Source organism: Actinomycetospora sp. CA-101289, assembly GCF_050955895.1.
Taxonomy (GTDB): Bacteria; Actinomycetota; Actinomycetes; order Mycobacteriales; family Pseudonocardiaceae; genus Actinomycetospora.
In genome coordinates this window covers 3,330,241-3,348,544 of sequence record NZ_CP192093.1, presented here as the reverse complement: position 1 = coordinate 3,348,544, position 18,304 = coordinate 3,330,241, and the positions used below count along the sequence as shown (strand labels likewise).

At 75.0% G+C, this 18,304-nt stretch carries 20 protein-coding genes; 15 read left to right on the top strand and 5 right to left on the bottom strand.

Annotated elements, in window-relative coordinates; translation table 11 throughout:
• Window positions 1-9 precede the first annotated feature (9 nt).
• Window positions 10-981, bottom strand: coding sequence for a GlxA family transcriptional regulator (locus ACQPX6_RS16785; protein ID WP_433781393.1), 972 nt, complete (start codon window positions 979-981; stop codon window positions 10-12).
• A gap of 246 nt (window positions 982-1,227) precedes the next feature.
• Between ACQPX6_RS16785 and ACQPX6_RS16780 the strand changes: the two genes are divergently transcribed.
• From ACQPX6_RS16780 to ACQPX6_RS16770, 3 genes are all read left to right on the top strand, one after another.
• Entirely contained in the window at window positions 1,228-2,610 is a 1,383-nt protein-coding gene (locus ACQPX6_RS16780) for a DJ-1/PfpI family protein (RefSeq protein ID WP_433781392.1), read from the top strand.
• Between the two features lie 166 nt (window positions 2,611-2,776).
• The gene (locus ACQPX6_RS16775) at window positions 2,777-3,514 is read left to right on the top strand and encodes a DJ-1/PfpI family protein (RefSeq protein ID WP_433781391.1); all 738 of its coding nucleotides are present in this window, start codon (window positions 2,777-2,779) and stop codon (window positions 3,512-3,514) included.
• Window positions 3,511-4,005, top strand: a complete 495-nt coding sequence (locus ACQPX6_RS16770) for a hypothetical protein (protein ID WP_433781390.1) — start codon at window positions 3,511-3,513, stop codon at window positions 4,003-4,005. The genes ACQPX6_RS16775 and ACQPX6_RS16770 overlap by 4 nt, the downstream gene beginning before the upstream one ends.
• Here ACQPX6_RS16770 and ACQPX6_RS16765 read toward each other — a convergent pair.
• Window positions 3,996-4,904, bottom strand: coding sequence for an SDR family oxidoreductase (locus ACQPX6_RS16765; RefSeq protein ID WP_433781389.1), 909 nt, complete (start codon window positions 4,902-4,904; stop codon window positions 3,996-3,998). The two genes, ACQPX6_RS16770 and ACQPX6_RS16765, sit on opposite strands and share 10 nt — an antisense overlap.
• Window positions 4,905-4,955: 51 nt before the next feature.
• Between ACQPX6_RS16765 and ACQPX6_RS16760 the strand changes: the two genes are divergently transcribed.
• The 4 genes from ACQPX6_RS16760 (at window position 4,956) to ACQPX6_RS16745 (ending at window position 7,343) form a co-directional block, all read left to right on the top strand.
• On the top strand, window positions 4,956-5,555 hold the full coding sequence (locus ACQPX6_RS16760; RefSeq protein ID WP_433781388.1) for a TetR family transcriptional regulator: 600 nt from the start codon (window positions 4,956-4,958) through the stop codon (window positions 5,553-5,555).
• Window positions 5,556-5,837: 282 nt separating this feature from the next.
• A complete protein-coding gene (locus tag ACQPX6_RS16755; RefSeq protein ID WP_433781387.1) occupies window positions 5,838-6,098 on the top strand; it encodes a hypothetical protein in 261 nt (86 codons plus the stop codon).
• Between the two features lie 237 nt (window positions 6,099-6,335).
• A complete protein-coding gene (locus ACQPX6_RS16750) occupies window positions 6,336-6,863 on the top strand; it encodes a hypothetical protein (protein ID WP_433781386.1) in 528 nt (175 codons plus the stop codon).
• Window positions 6,864-6,989: 126 nt separating this feature from the next.
• A complete protein-coding gene (locus ACQPX6_RS16745; RefSeq protein WP_433781385.1) occupies window positions 6,990-7,343 on the top strand; it encodes a cupin domain-containing protein in 354 nt (117 codons plus the stop codon).
• 11 nt (window positions 7,344-7,354) lie between these two features.
• Here ACQPX6_RS16745 and ACQPX6_RS16740 read toward each other — a convergent pair whose 3' ends face one another.
• Window positions 7,355-7,801 (bottom strand): MarR family winged helix-turn-helix transcriptional regulator, encoded by a 447-nt coding sequence (locus ACQPX6_RS16740; protein WP_433781384.1) that lies wholly within the window; start codon window positions 7,799-7,801, stop codon window positions 7,355-7,357.
• Between the two features lie 84 nt (window positions 7,802-7,885).
• Here ACQPX6_RS16740 and ACQPX6_RS16735 point away from each other — a divergent pair, with 84 nt between their 5' ends.
• The 5 genes from ACQPX6_RS16735 to ACQPX6_RS16715 are packed head-to-tail and all read left to right on the top strand — an operon-like array spanning window position 7,886 to window position 12,714.
• On the top strand, window positions 7,886-9,319 hold the full coding sequence (locus ACQPX6_RS16735; protein WP_433781382.1) for an MFS transporter: 1,434 nt from the start codon (window positions 7,886-7,888) through the stop codon (window positions 9,317-9,319).
• A gap of 31 nt (window positions 9,320-9,350) precedes the next feature.
• A complete protein-coding gene (locus tag ACQPX6_RS16730) occupies window positions 9,351-10,229 on the top strand; it encodes an NAD(P)H-binding protein (protein WP_433781381.1) in 879 nt (292 codons plus the stop codon).
• Window positions 10,226-10,858: a hypothetical protein gene (locus tag ACQPX6_RS16725; protein ID WP_433781380.1), complete on the top strand. Its 633-nt coding sequence runs from the start codon at window positions 10,226-10,228 to the stop codon at window positions 10,856-10,858. Before ACQPX6_RS16730 ends, ACQPX6_RS16725 begins: the two co-directional genes overlap by 4 nt.
• A 25-nt stretch (window positions 10,859-10,883) precedes the next feature.
• Window positions 10,884-11,447, top strand: a complete 564-nt coding sequence (locus ACQPX6_RS16720; RefSeq protein WP_433781379.1) for a dihydrofolate reductase family protein — start codon at window positions 10,884-10,886, stop codon at window positions 11,445-11,447.
• 25 nt (window positions 11,448-11,472) lie between these two features.
• The gene (locus ACQPX6_RS16715; protein ID WP_433781378.1) at window positions 11,473-12,714 is read left to right on the top strand and encodes a glycosyltransferase; all 1,242 of its coding nucleotides are present in this window, start codon (window positions 11,473-11,475) and stop codon (window positions 12,712-12,714) included.
• Window positions 12,715-12,732: 18 nt separating this feature from the next.
• Here ACQPX6_RS16715 and ACQPX6_RS16710 read toward each other — a convergent pair whose 3' ends face one another.
• Window positions 12,733-12,972, bottom strand: a complete 240-nt coding sequence (locus ACQPX6_RS16710; RefSeq protein ID WP_433781377.1) for a hypothetical protein — start codon at window positions 12,970-12,972, stop codon at window positions 12,733-12,735.
• 312 nt (window positions 12,973-13,284) lie between these two features.
• On the bottom strand, window positions 13,285-14,229 hold the full coding sequence (locus tag ACQPX6_RS16705) for a hypothetical protein (RefSeq protein ID WP_433781376.1): 945 nt from the start codon (window positions 14,227-14,229) through the stop codon (window positions 13,285-13,287).
• Between the two features lie 443 nt (window positions 14,230-14,672).
• On the opposite strand from ACQPX6_RS16705, the gene ACQPX6_RS16700 reads away from it, so the two are divergent.
• The 3 genes from ACQPX6_RS16700 to asnB all read left to right on the top strand — a co-directional run bounded on the left by ACQPX6_RS16700 (window position 14,673) and on the right by asnB (window position 18,291).
• A complete protein-coding gene (locus ACQPX6_RS16700; protein WP_433781375.1) occupies window positions 14,673-15,443 on the top strand; it encodes a hypothetical protein in 771 nt (256 codons plus the stop codon).
• 325 nt (window positions 15,444-15,768) lie between these two features.
• Window positions 15,769-16,137 (top strand): STAS/SEC14 domain-containing protein, encoded by a 369-nt coding sequence (locus ACQPX6_RS16695; RefSeq protein ID WP_433781374.1) that lies wholly within the window; start codon window positions 15,769-15,771, stop codon window positions 16,135-16,137.
• 582 nt (window positions 16,138-16,719) lie between these two features.
• Window positions 16,720-18,291, top strand: a complete 1,572-nt coding sequence (asnB, locus tag ACQPX6_RS16690) for an asparagine synthase (glutamine-hydrolyzing) (RefSeq protein WP_433781373.1) — start codon at window positions 16,720-16,722, stop codon at window positions 18,289-18,291.
• Window positions 18,292-18,304: the final 13 nt, after the last annotated feature.

Genomic DNA, 18,304 nt, shown 5'->3' with positions numbered 1-18,304 from the left:
TGAGCGGCGTCAGACCGGGAGGGCGGCGGAGGCCCGGAACCGTGTCGGCGGCAGGCCGAAACGCTGCACGAACGCCTGCCGCAGCCCCTCGACCGAGGCGAACCCGCACCGGCGCGCGATCGTGCTGACCGGGTGCTCCGTGGTCGCGAGCAGGCGGGCGGCCGCATCCAGGCGGACGCGCCGGACGAAGCGGCCGGGCGGCAGGCCGACGTGCTCGACGAACAGCCGGTTGAGCTGCCGCTCGCTGACTCCGGCGCGCGCGGCGAGGGTCGCGGTGTCGAGGGTGGCGTCGAGGTTGGCGGTGACGTGGGCGACGGTGTCGCGCACCAGGTCGTGGTCGGCCTCGGGGGCGACGAAGACGCTCATCTGCGCCTGGCTACCGGGGCGCTGCAGGTAGGTGACCAGCCCGCGCGACACCGAGCGAGCCAGCCCGGGGCCGTGGTCCTCGTCGACGAGGGCCAGCGTCAGGTCGAGCGCGCTGGTGACGCCGGCCGAGGTCGCCACCGACCCGTCCCGGACGTAGATGGGGGTCGGGTCGACGTGGACCGCCGGGTACCGGTCGGCCAGCGCATCGGCGTAGGCCCAGTGGGTGGTCGCCCGGCGCCCGTCGAGCAGGCCCGCGGCGGCGAGCACGGTGGCGCCGGTGCAGACCGACGCGACCCGGCGGGCCACCGCGGCGAGCCGGCGGACGTGCGCGACCACCGTGCTCGTGGCGGCCGCGTCCTCGTGACCGCGCCCGCCGGAGACCACGAGGGTGTCGATCGCGCCCGTCGTGCGTTGCAGTGACCCGGCGACCTGGAGGGCCAGGCCCGAATCGCACCGCACCGCCCGGCCCGCCGGGGAGACCAGCTCGGCGCGGTAGAGCTCGCGGCCGGCGATCCGGTTGGCCAGGTCCAGGGTCGAGGTGACGCAGGCGACGTCGAGGAGCTCGGCGCCGTCGTACGCGACGACCACGACGCGCCGCGCGGGTGTGCCGACCATGTCCCGTCCTCCTCGTCGTCGTGCCGCCTCCGGGCGCAGGATCCTCGCGGGCCACGCCGCGGGCATCAACCGAAGGTCACGCGTGGGGGTCACGATCGGCCGTGACCCGGCCCGATGACCCCGACCCCCTGACCGGGAGCCCAGCGATCCGGACGCTCCCGCCGCCGGACGCGGCGTCTCGGTGCCGGCCTCGCCGACCCTTCGCGGTGTCCCCGCGGCGAGGGTCCGCGAGGGGGAGGGATCACCATGGCGACCGAGGTCGACCGGCGCCGCCGCCCCGCGCGCCGCTGGCCCACGGTGGTGCTGGCCGCGCTCGTGGCGCTGCTCGCGGTGGTGGGCGTCGGCGCGCTGGGAGCGACCGGAGCGGCGGGCGAGATCTACACGGCGCCGCCCCCGGGCGTCCCGGTCGCCGCGCCCGCGCCGGCGCACGACCCCGCGAAGCCCACCGTGGCGATCGTGCTGGGTCCGGAGGGCACGAACGTCGCCGACTCCCTGCCGCCCTACGAGGTGTTCGCCGCGACGGGCGCGTTCAACGTCTACACCGTGGCCCCCGACCGCCGTCCCGTGCCGATGACCGGCGGGCTGGACCACGTGCCCCAGCTGGACTTCGCCGCGCTGGACGCCCTGCTGCCGGGCCCGCCGGACGTGATCGTCGTGCCCCAGCTCCACGCCATGGACTCAGCCGGCGTCGCCACGGTGATCCGGTGGCTGCAGCGGCAGCGGGCCGAGGGCCGCCCGCTCCTGTTGAGCGTGTGCGTCGGCGCCTGGGTGCTCGCGGACGCCGGCCTGCTCGACGGCCGCCCCGCCACCTCCCATTGGCTCGGCCTCATCGGGCTGCGCCGCGACCACCCGGAGGTCCGCTGGCAGGACGGTGTCCGCTACGTCGACGACGGCGACGTCATCACCTCGTCGGGCGTCCTGCGGGGCGTCGACGGGTCGCTGCGGGTCATCGAGCGGCTGCGGGGCCCGGAGGTGGCCGCCGGGGCGGCACGGGCGATCGGCTGGCCGGACTACGTGCCGGGCACGGCGGCCGCGATCCCGCGGTCGAGCCCGGCCCCGCCCGATGTGGCCGGCCTGCTCAGTGCGGCCTACCGCGCCGACCGGCCGACGACGGGCGTGCTGCTCACCGACGGGGTGGGTGAGGTCGAGCTGGCCTCGGCGCTGCGCCCGTACACCGAGCTCTCCTACCTGGCCCGTCCACTCACCCTGAGCGCGGACGGGCGGCCGGTCCGTTCACGGCACGGGCTGGTGTTCGTGCCCCGCGGCGACCTGGTGGGCGCGGCCGGCCGGCTGGACCGGCTCCTCGTCCCCGGTGCGCAGGCGGCCCGGGACGCGCGCGTGCCGGTGCTGCCGGGCGGGCCGCCGCCGACCTACCTCCACGACCGCCCCGGTTTCGCCTTCGACGGCGCGCTGCGCGACATCGCCGCCACCGACGACGTCGCCACCGCCCGGTGGGTGGCCAAGACCCTGCAGTACCCCGGACCGGAGCCGACGCTGACCGGCGCGCGCTGGCCGTGGGCGCTGACCGTGCGCGCCGTCCTCATCGCGGCGGTCGCGGCGGGCGCGGTCGTGCTGGCCGTCCGCCTGCGGCGTCGGAGGGGACCTCCTCCTGCCGCTCCCAGGCGGTAGCGCGCGGGAGGCCCTGCGGCAACACCCGGGTCGTCCTGGAGCGCCCCACCGTCCTGGCGGACCGATCGCCCAGGCATCCGGACACCTCACGGCGACGGGGCGCCCGGAGGGTGCTGCCGCGGGCCACGGTGACGACGCCCCGCCCGACACCGTGGAAGGACCCCGTGTGCAGATCGCCATCGTGCTCTATCCCGGCGTGACGGCCCTCGACGCCGTGGGACCGTACGAGCTCCTGCGGCTGCTGCCCGACGCCGACGTGCGCTTCGTCGGCGCGGAGCCCGGGCCGGTCGTCGCCGACAGCGGCGTGCTCTTCCTGGGCGTGACCCACGGTTACGAGCACACCCCGGCACCGGACGTCGTGCTGGTACCGGGCTCCGGCCCCCGCACGGCGACGACGATGGCCGACCGCCGGCTGGTCGCCTGGTTGCAGCAGGTCCACCGGACGACGAGCTGGACGACGTCGGTCTGCACCGGGGCGATGATCCTGGCGGCGGCGGGTCTGCTCGAGGGCGTGCCCGCGACGACGCACTGGAACGTGCAGGCGGGGCTGGCGGCGATGGGCGCCGTGCCCCAGCGCGACGAGCGGATCGTGCAGGCGGGGAAGATCGTCACGGCGGCGGGTGTCTCGGCCGGGATCGACCTCGGTCTGTGGCTCGTCGGCCAGATCGCCGGCCGGGAGCACGCGGAGACCGCGCAGCTCTACATCGAGTACGACCCGCGGCCACCGTTCGACGCCGGACACCCCAGCAAGGCCTCCCGACCGACGCGCGAGGCGGCGACTCGGCTGGCCCGGTCGATCGCGGTGAACGGCTCGGAGGTCCGGGCGGTCCCGGTGGTCGCCTGGCGGCGCGCGGTGAGCAGGTTCCAGGCGGCGGCGGACCGGCGCGCGGGGGGCCGGCGATGACCGCGGCAGCGCTCGGAGCCGCGTTCACCGAGCTCCTCGACGTCGCCGCGTCCCTGGGGGACGCCGACGCGAGGCCGCAGGACGCGGACGAGTGGGACGCCGACGAGGTCCTGGCGCACGTCTCCCTCGTCACCGCCGCCACCATCGCCGTCGCGGCGGACGTCGCGGCGGGGGTCGACACCACCTTCGAGAACCGCCCGGCATCGGACCTGTGGACCATCCGGCGTCTCGTCGCCCGGGCCGGGGGCCGCCCCGGGCTGCGACAGCGGATCGAGACCCAGGGCGGCGCCCTCGGCGCGCTCGTGTCGGTGCTCGGCGACCCCGAACTCGACACGCCGATCCCGACCCTGCTCCTGTCCCACGGCGCCGTCCTCGTCGACCAGCCGCTCCCGCTGCGGGACCTGATCGCCGGCCTCGCCGAGGGCGAGCTGCCCGGACACCGGCGGCAGCTCCTCGCGTTGTCGCCGCGGGGTACGGGCGGTCAGCGGTAGCCGGTCGTGTCGGCGGGCTTCCCCGGGTCCTGCACCTCGGTGATGTAGCGCCAGGCGTCGGGGCGCGAGCCGTCGAGATCGGTGAACCCGTAGACGGTGGCGAGCCCACCGCTGGACAGCGAGCGGCCGTTCCACCGCGCACGGTCGGGGTCGGACGCCAGCGCGGCGACGGCACGACCGACGAAGCGGGGGGTCTCGGAGATGGCGAAGTGCGGCTCGCGAGCCAGCGCGTCGCGCCAGTTCTGCTCCTCGACGCCGAACAGGTCGAGCATCATCTCCGAGCGCATCCAGCCGGGCGTCACCGACACCGCGGTCGCGCCGTGCTTCTCCAGGTCCTGCGCGTGCGCCCACGCCATGCGGTTCACCGCGACCTTGGCCAGGTCGTAGAAGGGCGAGATGCGGTAGTTCACGGCGTTGTACTCCGTGGTGCCGTCGGTGACCTCGACGAGGAGCCCGCCGGGGTGACGGATGAGCAGCGGCAGGGCGAAGTGGGCGGTGACGAGGTGGGTGTCCACCGCGAGGCGCAGCATCCGCAGCCCGTCATCGAGGTCGTGCTCCCACACGGCCTGGTTCCAGCCGACGAGCACCTCGCCGCCCCAGATGTCGTTGACCAGCACGTCGAGGCGCCCCTGGTCGCGGTCGATCCGCCCGACCAGGGCGCGGACGTCGTCGTGGACGAGGTGGTCGGTCGGGACGGCGATGCCCACGCCGCCGGCGCGGTCGACGAGCTCCGCGGTCTCCTCGATGGTCTCGGCGCGGTCGTACTCCGAGCGGCGCTCACGGGTGGTGCGCCCGGTGACGTAGACCGTTGCGCCCGCCGCCCCGAGCTCGACGGCGATCCCGCGGCCCCCTCCTCGGGTCGCCCCGGCCACGAGGGCGACCGTGCCTGCCAGCGTCATGGGTGACACTCCCTCCGCGTATATAAACGAACGGTAGGTTACTATAGCGCGGTGCCGCGACCCAAAACCCGGACCGACGAACAGGTCCTCGACGCCGCTCTCGAGCTCGTGCACGTCGGCGGCGTCGAGCGCCTCACGTTCGCGGCGGTGGCGGAGCGGTGCGGGCTCTCGGCGGCCACCCTCGTCCAGCGGTTCGGGACGAAGGCCACGCTGACCCATCGCGCGCTGTGGCACGCCTGGGACCGTCTCGACGCGTCGACCGCCGAGCTCGCCGCCGCGGTGCCGCGGACCCCCGACGGGGCCGTCGAGCTCCTGATCGGGCTCTCCCGCCAGTACGGCGACGACGTGGCGACCTACCGCAGCGGGCTGCTCGTCCTGCACGAGGACCTCGGTGATGCATCGCTCCGCGCGCGTGGCCGCGCCTGGGAGCAGGCCCTCACCGCCGCCCTCGAGGGGTGCTTCGCCTCCACCCGCGGCGCGCCGGCCGGGATCGGGCACGTGCTCGCCTCGCACTGGCAGGGGGCGCTCACCTGGTGGGCGTTCGACGCGTCGAGCTCGTTGGGCGACTACCTCACCGGCAGCCTGGGCGCGCTGATCGCGATGCTCGTGCCCTCACCGCGGCGCGACGACGGCGCCGACGCCACCGTGTGACGGCGGCGGGAGCCGGACGGACAGCTGTCCCGTGATTCCGGCCGTCCCCGCCGTCGGGTCTCGGTGGCGAGGGCCGCGAGCCGCACCCTGGCGACATGACCGATGTGCGCGCCGAGGCCACCCGGCCCACCGGAGGGTCGATGGGACGCCGTCCGGACTTCCTGGAGGCTGTCGACCGCCTCCCCGGGCTCCGACCGGTGCGGTGGGCCGGAGGTGCACCTGGATGGCGTTCGTGATGGGGGAACGATGACTCGGGCGGTACCCCGGGCGCGCTCGGCGGGCGTGGGTCTCGTCGACGCGACGACGGTGTCGGACCTCGTCGCGACGGCCGGACCACAGCCCGTCGTCGACCTCTCGGGTGCGGACGAGGTCACGCGCGACGCCCTGGAGCTGCTGGCGTCCCTGCAGGACCGGGAACGGGTCCGCGTCGTCGGCGCGCGGTGGCCGCAGGTCGTGGCGGCGATGCTCGCGGCGCCGCTGGGGGAGGTCGGCCGCCTCGGGGTGCTGGCCCGTCGCGTCGTCGAGGGCGGTGTGCGACGGTGACGAACCCGCCGGACGCACCCGGCGCGGCCCGGACGCTGCGGTCGCGGTGGTCGTCGTGCTGACCTCGCCCCGGGCGCGCCGGGTGCCCGCGGCCTGGCTGCTCGCCCCGACGTGGGTGGGCACGGGGCTCCTGGTGCCGGTGGCGCTCGGCGTCCCGGTCGGGCTCGCCGTGCAGGCCGCCCTCGGCGGGTCGCCCATCCCCGTCGACTCCGGCCTGAGCCCCTGGGTGCCGCCCTGGTGTACGGGGGGTTCATCGTGCAGGCGGCGGTCCTGTACGTCGCGCTCGCCGTGTGCGTGAACCGTCGCTGGCCCCGGCTCGCGCCCGCGCTCGACGGCCCCCGGGAGGAGCTGCGCGGGACGCTGTCGCACGTCGGGACGGCCGCCGCGGCCGTCGTCGCGGGCTGCCAGCTCGTCTGGGCCGTGCTCGGTCCCGGACACGGCGGGCCCTCGGGCTTCGTCACCGTCGCCCAGCGCAGCGCCCTGGCCGTCGTCGGGGGCGTCATCGCCCTCGGCGCGGTCGCGACCCAGGTCCTGGGCCGCGGCCGACAGCGCCGGACGTGGTCGTGGTCCGTCGCCGCGTGGCTCGGCTCGTCCACCGCGTTCGCCGGAGGCCTCACCGGTGTGCTGCTCGAACCGCGGATCACGGGCCGCTCGCCCTCGTCTGCGTCGTCGAGGCCCTCGTCGGGCTGGCCCTCGGCGTCGCCGCCCTGCTCTCCGTCGCGCCCGCCACCGTCCCCGTCCTGCAAGGAGGAACGTCGACCATGACCACCAACGCCTCGGACCGGGAGGCCCGGCCGTGACCGCCGGGGGGATCGTGCGCCCGGCCGCCCCTGCTGCTCTGCGGGGCTGCTCAGTGCCGCCGAGAACGACGACGCGCTCGGCGTCGTCGAGATGGCGTTCCCGACGGGCAGCAGCGGGCCGCCGCTGCACCTCCACCCGACCCACGGCGAGGGCTTCTACGTCCTGTCCGGCGTGCTCACCGTGCAGCTCGGGGACCGGATCGACACGGTGGGCCCGGGCGGCTGGGCGTTCGCCCCCGTGGGCACGCCCCACACGCTGGCGAACCTCGCGGCCGCCGACGCGCGGGTGCTGTGCGTGTTCGCGCCCGGCGGGTTCGAGCGCCGCTTCGAGCGCATGCTCGCCGCCGATCCCGAGGGCGCGGGCCTCGTGGGCCCCGCCGAGGCGGAGGCGGCGACCCGGGTCCTCGGCCCCCCACTGGGACCCGGCGCCGCGCCCCGACCCTGAGGACCGGTCCCTCAGACGCGCTCGGTGTCGGCGCCGACGTTCGTGCGCAGCAGGGTGAGCACCCGGCGCGCCGCGGCGAGGTCGTCGGGGTCGAGGCCCGCGTGCAGGCGCCGGTCGTGGTCCTGGGCGACGCCGCGGAGGCGGGCGAAGGCGTCGCGTCCGGCGTCGGTGAGCTCGACGAGGTGGACCCGACGGTTCTCCGGGTCGCGGCGCCGGGTGAGCAGGCCGTCGGCCTCCATCCCGTTGAGGTGGTGGGTCAACGTGGCGCCCTGGATGCCGACCTCGACGGCGAGCTCCCGCTGGCTGGCGGTGCGGCGGGTGGTCAGGGCGAGCAGCACCAGCCACGTCGACCGGGATCCGCCGGCCGCGGCCAGCGCGGTATCGAAGGCCCGGCTGACCTCCCGTGCGGTGGTGGTGAGCAACCGACCCAGCGGCGGGCCGGACTCGGACTCGGGCATGGAGCCACCCTAGCCCATCGTCGTCTAATCCATTGACGACAAACCATTCGATATCTAACGTACTGCTCGATCCGAGGAGGCTCGATGGACGCCATGGTTCGCAGCGGCTCCGACGTCACCGCGCCGCCGGCCCGCCGCTGGGTCGCGCTGGTCGTCCTCGCGCTGGCGCAGCTCACGATCGCCCTCGACGCGACGGTGGTGAACGTCGCGCTGCCCTCGGCCCAGGCCGCGTTGGGCTTCCCCGACGTCCAGCGCCACTGGGTGATCACCGCCTACACCACCGCGTTCGGGGGGATGCTGCTGCTGGGCGGCCGGGTCTCCGACCAGCTCGGCCGCCGCCGGGCGTTCCTGGTGGGGCTGGCCGGGTTCGGGCTCGCGTCCGGTCTCGGCGCGCTGGCGCCCGACCTCGCGGTGCTTGCCGTGGCCCGGGGCCTGCAGGGCGTCTTCGCTGCGCTGCTCGCGCCCACCGTGCTCGCGCTGCTGTCGGTGAGCTTTCCCGACCCCCGCGGGCGCGGACGTGCCTTCGCGGTGTTCGGGGCCGTCGCCGGCGGCGGCGGCGCGATCGGGCTCGTGCTGGGCGGGCTGCTGGCGGAGACGGTCGGGTGGCGCGGATGTCTGTTCGTCAACGTGCCGATCGTGGGGGTGACCGCCCTCGGGGCGCGGTACCTCCCGCGCGCCGGCGGTGACACGGCCGGCCGGCGCTGGGACGTCCCCGGCGCGCTGCTGGTCACCACCGCCCTGGTCTCCGTGGTCGCGGCCTGCTCGGGCGCGGTCCCCACGGCGTGGGCGGTCGGACTGCTCGTGGTCGGGGGTGTCCTGCTGGCCGCTTTCGTGCGCCGGGAGTCCCGCGCGCCGGCGCCCCTGCTGCCGCTGCGGATCCTCGCCGACCGCGTCCTGGTCGGCGCGTGCCTCACCGTGGCCCTGGCCGTGGCCGGGTTGCTCGGCGCCTTCCTCGTCCTGACCTACGTCCTCCAGGTCGTGCTCGGCTTCTCGCCGCTCGACACCGGGCTCGCCTTCCTGCCGTTGTCCGCGGCGCTGTTCGCGAGCGCACAGGTCGTCGGCCGGGTGATGGCCCGGGTCGCGGCCCGGGTCCTGGTGGTGCCCGGCCTGCTCGTGGCCGCCGCGGGCATGCTGCTGCTGACCCGCCTCACCGCGCAGAGCACCTTCCTGACCGACGTCCTGCCCGCGGAGCTGCTTCTCGGCCTCGGGACCGGCGCCGTGTTCACCCCCGTGATCAGCCTGGCCACCGCCCGGAGCCCCCGGCAGGACGTCGGCGTCACCGCCGCGGTCGTCTCCACCGCACAGCAGCTCGGCGCCTCCATCGGGGTCGCGGTGCTCAACGCCGTCGCCGCCGTGGCGACGGCCGTGGCCACCACGGCAGCGGGCCCACCCACCGTCGACGCCCTGGTCGCCGGCTACACGACGGCCGTCGGGGTGGCCGCGGGCGCGCTCGTCGTCGCCGCCGTGCTGGCCGCACTCCTGATCACCACGGGGCGGCCCACCGCCTCCGCACGATGACGTCGACCCCCCGACCGAAAGGAAACCCGCCATGACCGACACCGAGGTCATCCTGGTCACGGGCGCGAGCGGCCACGTCGGCGGCGAGCTGGTCGCCCAGCTCGCCGCGACCGGGCGCCGCGTCCGCGCCATGACCCGCAAGCCCCACGACCTCACCGTCCCGGCCGGGGTCGAGGTCGTCGCCGGCGACGCCGCGGACCCCGCGTCCCTGCCGGAGGCGTTCACCGGTGTGGACCGGACGTTCCTCATGTCCGCCGAGAACGTCACGGCCTCGCGGCCGACCCACCTGCCCGCCCTGGTCGACGCGGCCGTACGTGCCGGTGTCCGCCACCTGGTACTGCTCTCGGTGCTCCAGGGCGGCGAGGGCGGTGACGTGTTCGCCGCCTGGTGGGGCCACTCGGAGCGGTCGGTCGCCGAGAGCGGTGTGCGGACGACCGTGCTGCGGCCCGGGCGCTTCATGTCCAACGCCCTGGCCTGGGCCCCGCAGATCGCCCGCGGCGACGACGTCGTCATCCCGTTCGCCCACCGCCCCACGACGTCGATCGACCCGGCCGACATCGCCGCGGTGGCCGCCGCGGCGCTCACCGACACCGCCGGTCGCCACGACGGCGCGGTCCACCCGCTCTCCGGCCCCGCGGTGATGACCCCGGCCGAGGAGCTCACCGCGCTCGCCACGCTGGTTGCCCGGCCGCTACGGGTCGTCGAGCCGCCCCTCGAGCAGATCCGCGCCGGTATGGCCCGCGGGGGGATGTCCGAGGCGGCGATCGACGCCGCGCTGGCCCGGACCCTCGACAGCGACGTCGGCACCGAGGTCCTGCCCGCCGTCGAGCGGGTGCTCGGCCGTCCCGCCCGCCCCTTCGCCGCCTGGGCCGCGGCCCACCGCGACGCGTTCACCGGGGTGCGGCCGTGACCGACCTGACCGGGCCCCTGATCGGGGTGAGCTTCCTGGGCGGCGTCGGGGGCGCGATCGCGCTGGCGGAGACTCCCTTCCCGCGGCCCTGGGCCGATGGCGCCGACGTGCGCACCTACTTCCGCGGCAGCCGCCGCGCCGCCCGCCTCAGCGCCCTCGGCCAGGCCGTCTCCGCCGTGGCCCTGGCCCGTTTCACCCGCACCGTCGCCCGCCTCGCCGCCACCCGCTCCCCGGCCCTGCAGCGGACGGCCGTCGCGGGCGGCGCGGTCGCCGCGGTCTCGCTCGCGACCTCCGCAGCCGCGGCCACCACCCTGACCCTGCGCGAGGTCGACGACGAGACCGCGCTCCGGCTGTCCCGCCGCGCGTTCGTCGCCGGCGGCCCCGTGCACGGCGTCGGCTTCGGCGCCCTGACCGCGGCGCTGGTCCTCGGCGGCTCCGCCGACCTGCCCCGCTGGGTGGTGGCCACCGGGCTGGCGTCCGCGGTGTGCGGCGCCGGCTCACCGCTGTACTTCCTGTGGACCCCGGCCGGCTGGCTCATCCCGGCGGGCCGGTTCCCCGGCCTGGTCGTCGCCGCCGTCGCCGGACCGCTCCTGTCCTCCCGGCCCGCCACGGCCGGGTCCCGGTCCTGACGAACGACCACGTAAGGAGAAGGCAATGGGGACGATCATCGTCACGGAGTACGTCACGATCGACGGCGTCATGGAGGCGCCCGGGGGAGGGGAGGACTTCGAGCGCGCCGGCTGGACGTTCGAGGTCGCGCGCGGTGAGGACGGCGTCCGGTTCAAGCTCGACGAGGCCCTCACCGCCGAGGCGCTGCTGCTCGGACGCGTGACCTACGAGGGCTTCGCCGCGGCCTGGCCCACCATGCAGGGCGAGGTCGCCGACAAGTTCAACAGCATGCCCAAGTACGTCGTCTCGACGACCCTGCGGGAACCCGCGTGGGAGAACTCCACGGTGATCGCGGGCGACGTCGTGGCCGAAGTGTCGAAGCTCCGGGCGGGCGCGGAGGGAGCCGTCGTGGTCCACGGCAGCGCACGCCTCGTCAGGACGCTCCTCGAGAACGACCTGGTGGACGAGCTGCGCCTCATGGTCTTCCCGATCATCCTCGGCGCCGGCCGGCGCCTGTTCACGGAGATGGACGAGACGGTGCGCCTCCGCCTGGCCGGGACGAGGACCGTCGGCGACGGGATCACCGTCGTCACCTACGAGCGCCCGTGAGCGGTGACGGTGCGAGGAGGGCGGCGTGCGCGTCCTGATCATGGCGGTGGGGACGACGGGCGACGTCGCGCCCTACACCGGGCTGGGTGCCGGGTTGCGGCGGGCCGGCCACGAGGTGGCGATCGCCGCGGCGGAGCCGTTCGCCGCCATGGTCGCCGCCGCGGGGCTGGAGCACCGGGTGCTGCCGGGCGACCCGCGGGCCGCCCAGCGGTCGGAGGCCAACCAGCGGTGGCAGCGGGGCGGCCGCGGCGTGCGGGGCGGCGTCGAGATGACGCGGTTGCTCGCCCGGCACCTGCGCGAGCTCGGTGACGCCATGATCGCCGCGGCCGCCCGGGACACCGACGTGGTGCTGCTGTCGGGCCCGGCCTACCTGGGCGGAGCCGACGTCGCCGAGGGGCTCGGGCTGCCGAGCGCGGGGGTTTTCGCCGCGCCGGCGCACCCCACCCGGGAGTTCCCCCCGCTGATCGGCCTGCCCGACCTCGGGCCCACCGGCAACCGGCTCGCGGGCGGCGCGGTGTTCGCCGGGATGAGCCCGATCCTCGCGCCGGCGATCCGGCACATCCGCTCCACGCTCGGACTGCCCCCGCGGAGCTTCCGTCGCACGGTGCAGGCCCACGACCGCGCCCGCTGGCCGGTCCGCTACGGCGTCAGCCCGCTGGTCGTGCCCCGGCCCCGCGACTGGCGGCCGGGCCTGGAGATGGCCGGGTACTTCTGGCCCCACCACGGCGCGTGGACCCCACCCCCGACGCTGCGGGCGTTCCTCGACGCCGGGCCGCCCCCGGTCGCGGTCAGCTTCGGCAGCATGGCTCCGCGCGACCCGGACCGCTGGAGCGCGCTCATCGCCGACGCCCTTCGGCAGGCGGGTCGGCGCGGGATCGTCCAGGCCGGGTGGGCGGGGTTCGACGTGAGCGCGGAGCACGTCGTGACCGTGGGGGAGGTCCCGCACACCTGGCTGCTGCCGCGGGTCGCGGCGCTGGTCCACCACAGCGGAGCGGGCACCACGGCCGCGGCCCTGCGCGCCGGGGTGCCCACGGTGCCCGTACCGATCGCGGCCGACCAGCACTTCTGGGCGGCGCGACAGGTCGCCCTGGGCGTCGCCCCGGCCCGCCTCACGAGCAGGGGGCTCACCGCCGACGCCCTGGCGGCCGCGATCCGCGCCGCGGTCGGTGAGCCCGGCCACCGGGACCGTGCCGGTCGGTTCGCCGCCCGGCTCGAGGGCGAGGACGGCGCTCCCGAGGTGGCCCGTCTCCTGCCCGAGCTCGTCTGATCTGCCCCGCTCCACGGGCTAGGCGGTCGCCAGCGCGACGCGTCCGCGCGCGGTGATCGTCGTCGTCCCCCGTCCAGATGCGGTGGCGATCAGACCGGCGGCCGACAGTCGTCGACCGACGGACTGGTCGCTGCTGTAGACGCCGTCGACGAGCAGCGGCGTCCCGATCTCGCCGGAGTGCCGGCAGCGCCCGCCGGCCACCGCACGCAGGACGGCTCGATCCCGGTGGCTGAGCGGCTCGTACGTCGTCGTGGTCATGGTCGGCTCCCTGTGCCGGTCGGGCTTCTCACCTCCTCGTCGAACGGGCCGGCCGGATTTCGACATCGGGTGGCCCTGGCCGCCGGGACGGCGGGGGGCACACCACCCGGCTCTGCGGTCGGCCCGGTGCCGCGTTCGCGACCTACGAGGAGCGGTTCGACGCGCGTTCGGGTTCTTCATCGGGGCCGGTGTCACGATGACGTGCCGGTCCCGGACGCCGTTCCTCCCCCCGGGGACGAAGTCCGGGGCCGGCCTTGCCAGTGCCCGCGCAGGGAGCCGACGCAGCTGCGAGCACCTGTCGGCCGCACCGGGCTAAGCCGTCTCGGCGGCGAGGTCCTCGGGAGCGAGGTCGGGTCGCCGGCGCAGGTAGGCGGTGGCGTGGCGCCAGCGGCCCTGATCGTAGGCGGTGTCGGTCTCGACCTCGACGACGAGCTCCGGGGCGACCTGGGTGTAGTCGATCTCGCGGCCCGGGGTCTGCCCGAACCGGCTCGAGGGCAGCCGCACCGGCCACGGATGCTCGGCGTCCGGGGGTCGTAGTAGCGCCCGGAGCTCGGCGCGGGTGGCGAGGGGGAGCGGGCTCGTGCGCCCGACGACGGAGAGCCGGTTGCCGCGGTAGCGGCCGAGGACGAGGGCCTCGGGGTGGGCGAGGGTGCCGAAGACGCCGCCGATGACGGCTTCGGCGGTGTGGCGGGCGCGCAGCTTCTGCCAGGCGCGCGCGCCGGGGCGGTAGCGCTGGTCGCGGCGCTTGGCCACGACGCCCTCGATGCCCGGGGGCTGGTCGCGCAGCCAGGCGCCCGCCGCCTCGAGGTCGGTGGTCATCGGCATGAGCCCCACACCACGCGGGGCGTCGGCGAGGACCTCTTCGAGGACCGCGCGGCGCGCGTCGTAGAGGAGGGGCCGCAGGTCGTGGCCGTCGCGTTGCAGCACGTCGAAGGCGACGAGGGCGGCGGGGGAGCCGGCGGCCGCCAGAGCGGCGCGGGTGGTGGTGGCGTAGCGCAGGCGTTGCTGCAGCGCGGCGAAGTCGACGCCTGCGCCGCGGGCGATGACGAGCTCGCCGTCGAGGACCAGCCCGGGCGGCAGCGCGTGTGCGGCGGCGACGATCTCGGGGAAGTACCGGCCGAGGGCCTTGGCGCGCCGCGAGTCGAGACGGACGTCGCCGAACTCGCCGATCGTCAGCAGGCAGCGGAAGCCGTCGAGCTTGGGTTCGTAGGCCCACGGGCCGGACGTCGGGAGGACGTCGACCGGCCGTGACAGCATGACCGCGACCTTCTCCACCGGCGAAGTCTCACCGAGGGTGGCGAGGTACCGCCACCCGTGGGCTCGACTGGGCCGGACGGGGAAACGCGATCTACCGCGAGGCTGACAGCCACCCGCCTTGCTCCGACGCGGCAGCGTGCGGCCCGGGGCCGCCCCTGCCGGCCGCGGGACGACGTCGCCGGCCCCCCTCCGGCGACGTCGCTCCCCCCCGACCGCGGATCAGGGCCCCCGACGCTCCGGCACCCGCGGCTGGAACCATACCCAGCGGTACGCTTCGAGCGGAAGGGTTATCTCCACGCGCGGACCACCCGATGCGCCCGTGTCCGCCACGGTGCCGGTCCGGGGATGGCGTGTCGTCCGGGCGGGCTCCACACTTCTCGGACCGGTGCAGGCCGACACCGTGCGGCATCGGGTGCGCCGGTCAACGGTTCGGGGGAGATGTCGTGGGGAGTGAGGCCGCGTCGGCGGCGGAGGGAGCGCGGGTGCCGCAGCAGGCGCGGTCCCGTGCGACGAGACGTGCCCTGCTCGCCGCGGCGGGAGAGCGCTTCTCGATCCAGGGGTTCCACGGCACGGCGCTCAACGACCTGCTGGGGGACGGCGTCCCGACCAAGGGCGCGCTCTACTTCCACTTCGCGTCCAAGCACGCCGTCGCCGAGGCACTCGTCGCGGAGATGAGTGCCTCGTGGGACCAGGTCCTGCCCGCGGTCCGCCGGGTCGCGGGTGACGGTCTCGAAGCCCTGGTCCTCCTGACCGACGCCGTGATCGTTCGTCTCGACGACCCGATCGTGCGCGGTGCCGGGCGCCTGCTGCGTGACCGCGTCGTCGTCACGCCGACCCTGGCCGAGGTCATCGCGTGGTGGCGTGACCAGGCCGAGGAGTTGCTCGCCGATGCGCAGACCGACGGTCTGCTGCGTCGTGCGGCGGATCCGCGCTGGATCGCCGATGAGGTCGTCGCCGGTTTCGCCGGCCGGGCGACGGTCTCCGATCCGGGCAGCGACGGAGCACCGCTCTGGGAGCTGATGAACGAGTTCTGGGCCGGTTTCCTCCCGCTCATCGCCACGCCCGCTTGGTGCGAACGCTGGACGGCGCAGCCCTGGCGGCAGCGGCGGCGTCCCGTCGGCGTGGGTCCCCGGGACATCGACCGCCTCGAGATCCACGGGCTGGGCAGTCCGGTCGCCGCCTCGGGGGCCACTGCTGATCGGCGCCTCCACTGACCTGCCGTGCCGGCCACACGCGGCTCCCCACGGGCAGGGCGCACGCTCGCTCGGTCCGGGTGAGGTCACTGTGCAGGCCGTTGCGCGGACCGCGGGATCACCCGCTCGGGATGAGGCCCGGGGCGTGTGGCTCCGAGACGATCGACACAGGGCAGCCGCAGCGATGGGAGTGGCACGTCGAGATCCCCTCCATCCCGTCGGCCGGCCTCTCACCTACCTGATCACCGTGAGCGCGCTCGCCACGAGCGAGGTCGGCGCGGGCCTCGAGGTGGTCGGCTGACCTCGAAGGGGTCCTCGACGGGCGCTCTCGGACGAAAGGAGAGGGATGCTCAAGCACATCGAGGAGATGCCCGCAGGGACGCTCGGCTTCGAGGCGATCGACGAGGTCGACGACGACGACTTCGAGGACACCGTCGAGCCCGTCCTGCGCCGGGAGATCGCCGCCGGCCGGGCGATCCGCATGCTCTACCTCCTCGGTCCCGGGTTGCTCGAGTACGAGGGCGAGGCGCTCGGCGACCAACTGAAGTTCGCGGCACGACACGCGGAGTCCTACGAACGTGTCGCGGTCGTCAGCGATCGGGACTGGCTGCGACCCGCGCTGCGCGTGCTCTCTGCGCTCGTGCCCGGCCAGCTACGGGCGTTCCCGCTCGACCAGCTCGCACAGGCCAAGGAGTGGCTGGCGCAACGAACCTGATCTGTACCGGGTGTCGCGCGGAACCCCGAGGGGCCGCAGCAGCGGGCGGGTCCGGGTCGGGCCGTCTCGCGACCGTCCGCGCCGTCTCGCCCACGTCGTCCGGCGAGTGCCGATCACCCGGGACCGCGCTGTCGTCCGACATCGACTCCTCCGCACTGGTTCATCGCGTGAGGAGGGGGTGGAGCCCCCGCGGCCAGGATCCACCTCTGGTCGTGATCAGAAAACGGTGGGTGTGACCGACTCCCCATCACGCTGTCGCGAATCGTGCTACCATTGTTGGGCAGCTCGCGGGCCGCGCATCGATCGTTCAGGAAGGAATGGATGTCATTCCTTCGCTCGCCGCTCTGGTCGCCGAGCACCGGACGCGATCGTGATCAGTACCTGTCCGGCGACGGGGAGTTCCGAGGGTGCACCGCGGTGATCGACCGCATCAAACACCGCTGACCAGCGGCGATGACAGGTGCGTCTCCGAGACGGGACGCAGCGCGGCGTCGCGAGGCGCGCAGGCGTGTCGACCACGCTGTGACCGACTCTCCCGATCGACGAAATTCGACTCTCGACAAGGATGTGTGAGCCCGCCTCGTGTGCGGAATCATCGCGGCGTACGGAACCATCGACCCGGAGAAGTGCGAGCGGATGCTCGCCCGCATCGATCACCGCGGCCCCGACGAGAACGGACGGGTCTATCTCCCGAATGCGTGGCTCGGCCACCAGCGGCTCTCGATCATGGACGTCACGGGCGGCAAGCAGCCGATCGCGGACGACACCGATTCGGCCTACGTGGTGGGCAACGGCGAGATCTACAACCACGAGGACATCCGTGACGTCCTGTCCGAGGTCCGGTTCGCCACCGACTCGGACACCGAGTCGGCGTTCCGTCTGGTGCTGCGCGACGGGTCGGCTGCCCTGCACGACCTGCGCGGCATGTACGCGCTGGCGATGGCGCACACCGACGGGCGCGGCGCCGTCGCCCGCGACCCGATCGGCATCAAGCCGCTGTACTGGGCGCGCCTCGAGGGCGTGACGCTGTTCGCCAGCGAGCTGCGCGCCTTCGACGCCGAGGACCAGCCCCACGTGGAGGCCTTCCCGCCCGGGCACGTGTGGACGCCGGGCATCGCCGGCCACGACGGGGCGGACAGGGCCGAGGGCGCGATGGTCCGTTTCGCCGACGCGGTGCCGGTCGAGGTGCGCCCCGCGCGCCTGGCCCCGGACAAGCAGTGGACCGAGGAGGACCTCGGGCACATCCGCGACGTCCTGTCCGACTCGATCCGTCGCCACATGATGAGCGACGTGCCGGTCGGGGTGTTCCTCTCCGGCGGGCTCGACTCCGCGATCGTCGCGGCGATCGCGGCGAAGGTGGCCGAGGAGAAGGGCGAGCGGCTGCCGACCTTCGCCGTCGGCACCGAGGGCTCGGCCGACCTGCTGGCCGCCCGCGCCGTGGCCGAGCACCTGGGCACCGACCACCACGAGATCGTCCCGACCCCCGACGACCTCGAGGCGGCCCTCGACGAGGCCGTCACGGTCATCGAGCACTTCGACCCGGCGCTGGTGCGCTCGGCGGTGCCGAACCTGCTGCTCGCCCGCGAGGCCGTGCGCCACGTCAAGGTGGTGCTCACCGGCGAGGGCGCCGACGAGCTGTTCGCCGGCTACGAGTACGTGCACAGCGAGGAGTTCTCGACCCCGGACACCCTGCAGGCCGAGCTGGTGCGCTCCATCGAGATGCTCCACGAGCTCAACCTGCAGCGCTGCGACCGGGCGACGATGAACTACGGCCTCGAGGCCCGCGTCCCGTTCCTCGACGCCACCGTCATGCGCGAGATGCTCGCGATCCCGGCCGAGTGGAAGCTCAAGACCGAGGACCGCACCGAGAAGCAGCTGCTGCGCGAGGCGTTCGACGGGATGGTGCCCTTCGACATCCTCTGGCGCGGCAAGGAGCAGTTCGGCGACGGGTCCGGCGCCGGCGACGTGCTGGCCAAGCTGGTCGAGAAGGAGAAGGCCAAGGAGGGCGCCGACGGCCGCGAGAGCGAGGACCGCGCCATCGAGCACGGCTGGGACCTGCGCAGCGACGAAGAGGTCGCCTACTACCGCACCTGGCACCGCACCTTCTCCGGCGTCCGCCCCGACCGCACCCTGGGCGCGTTCGCCACGGCCTGACCCGTTCCGCCGG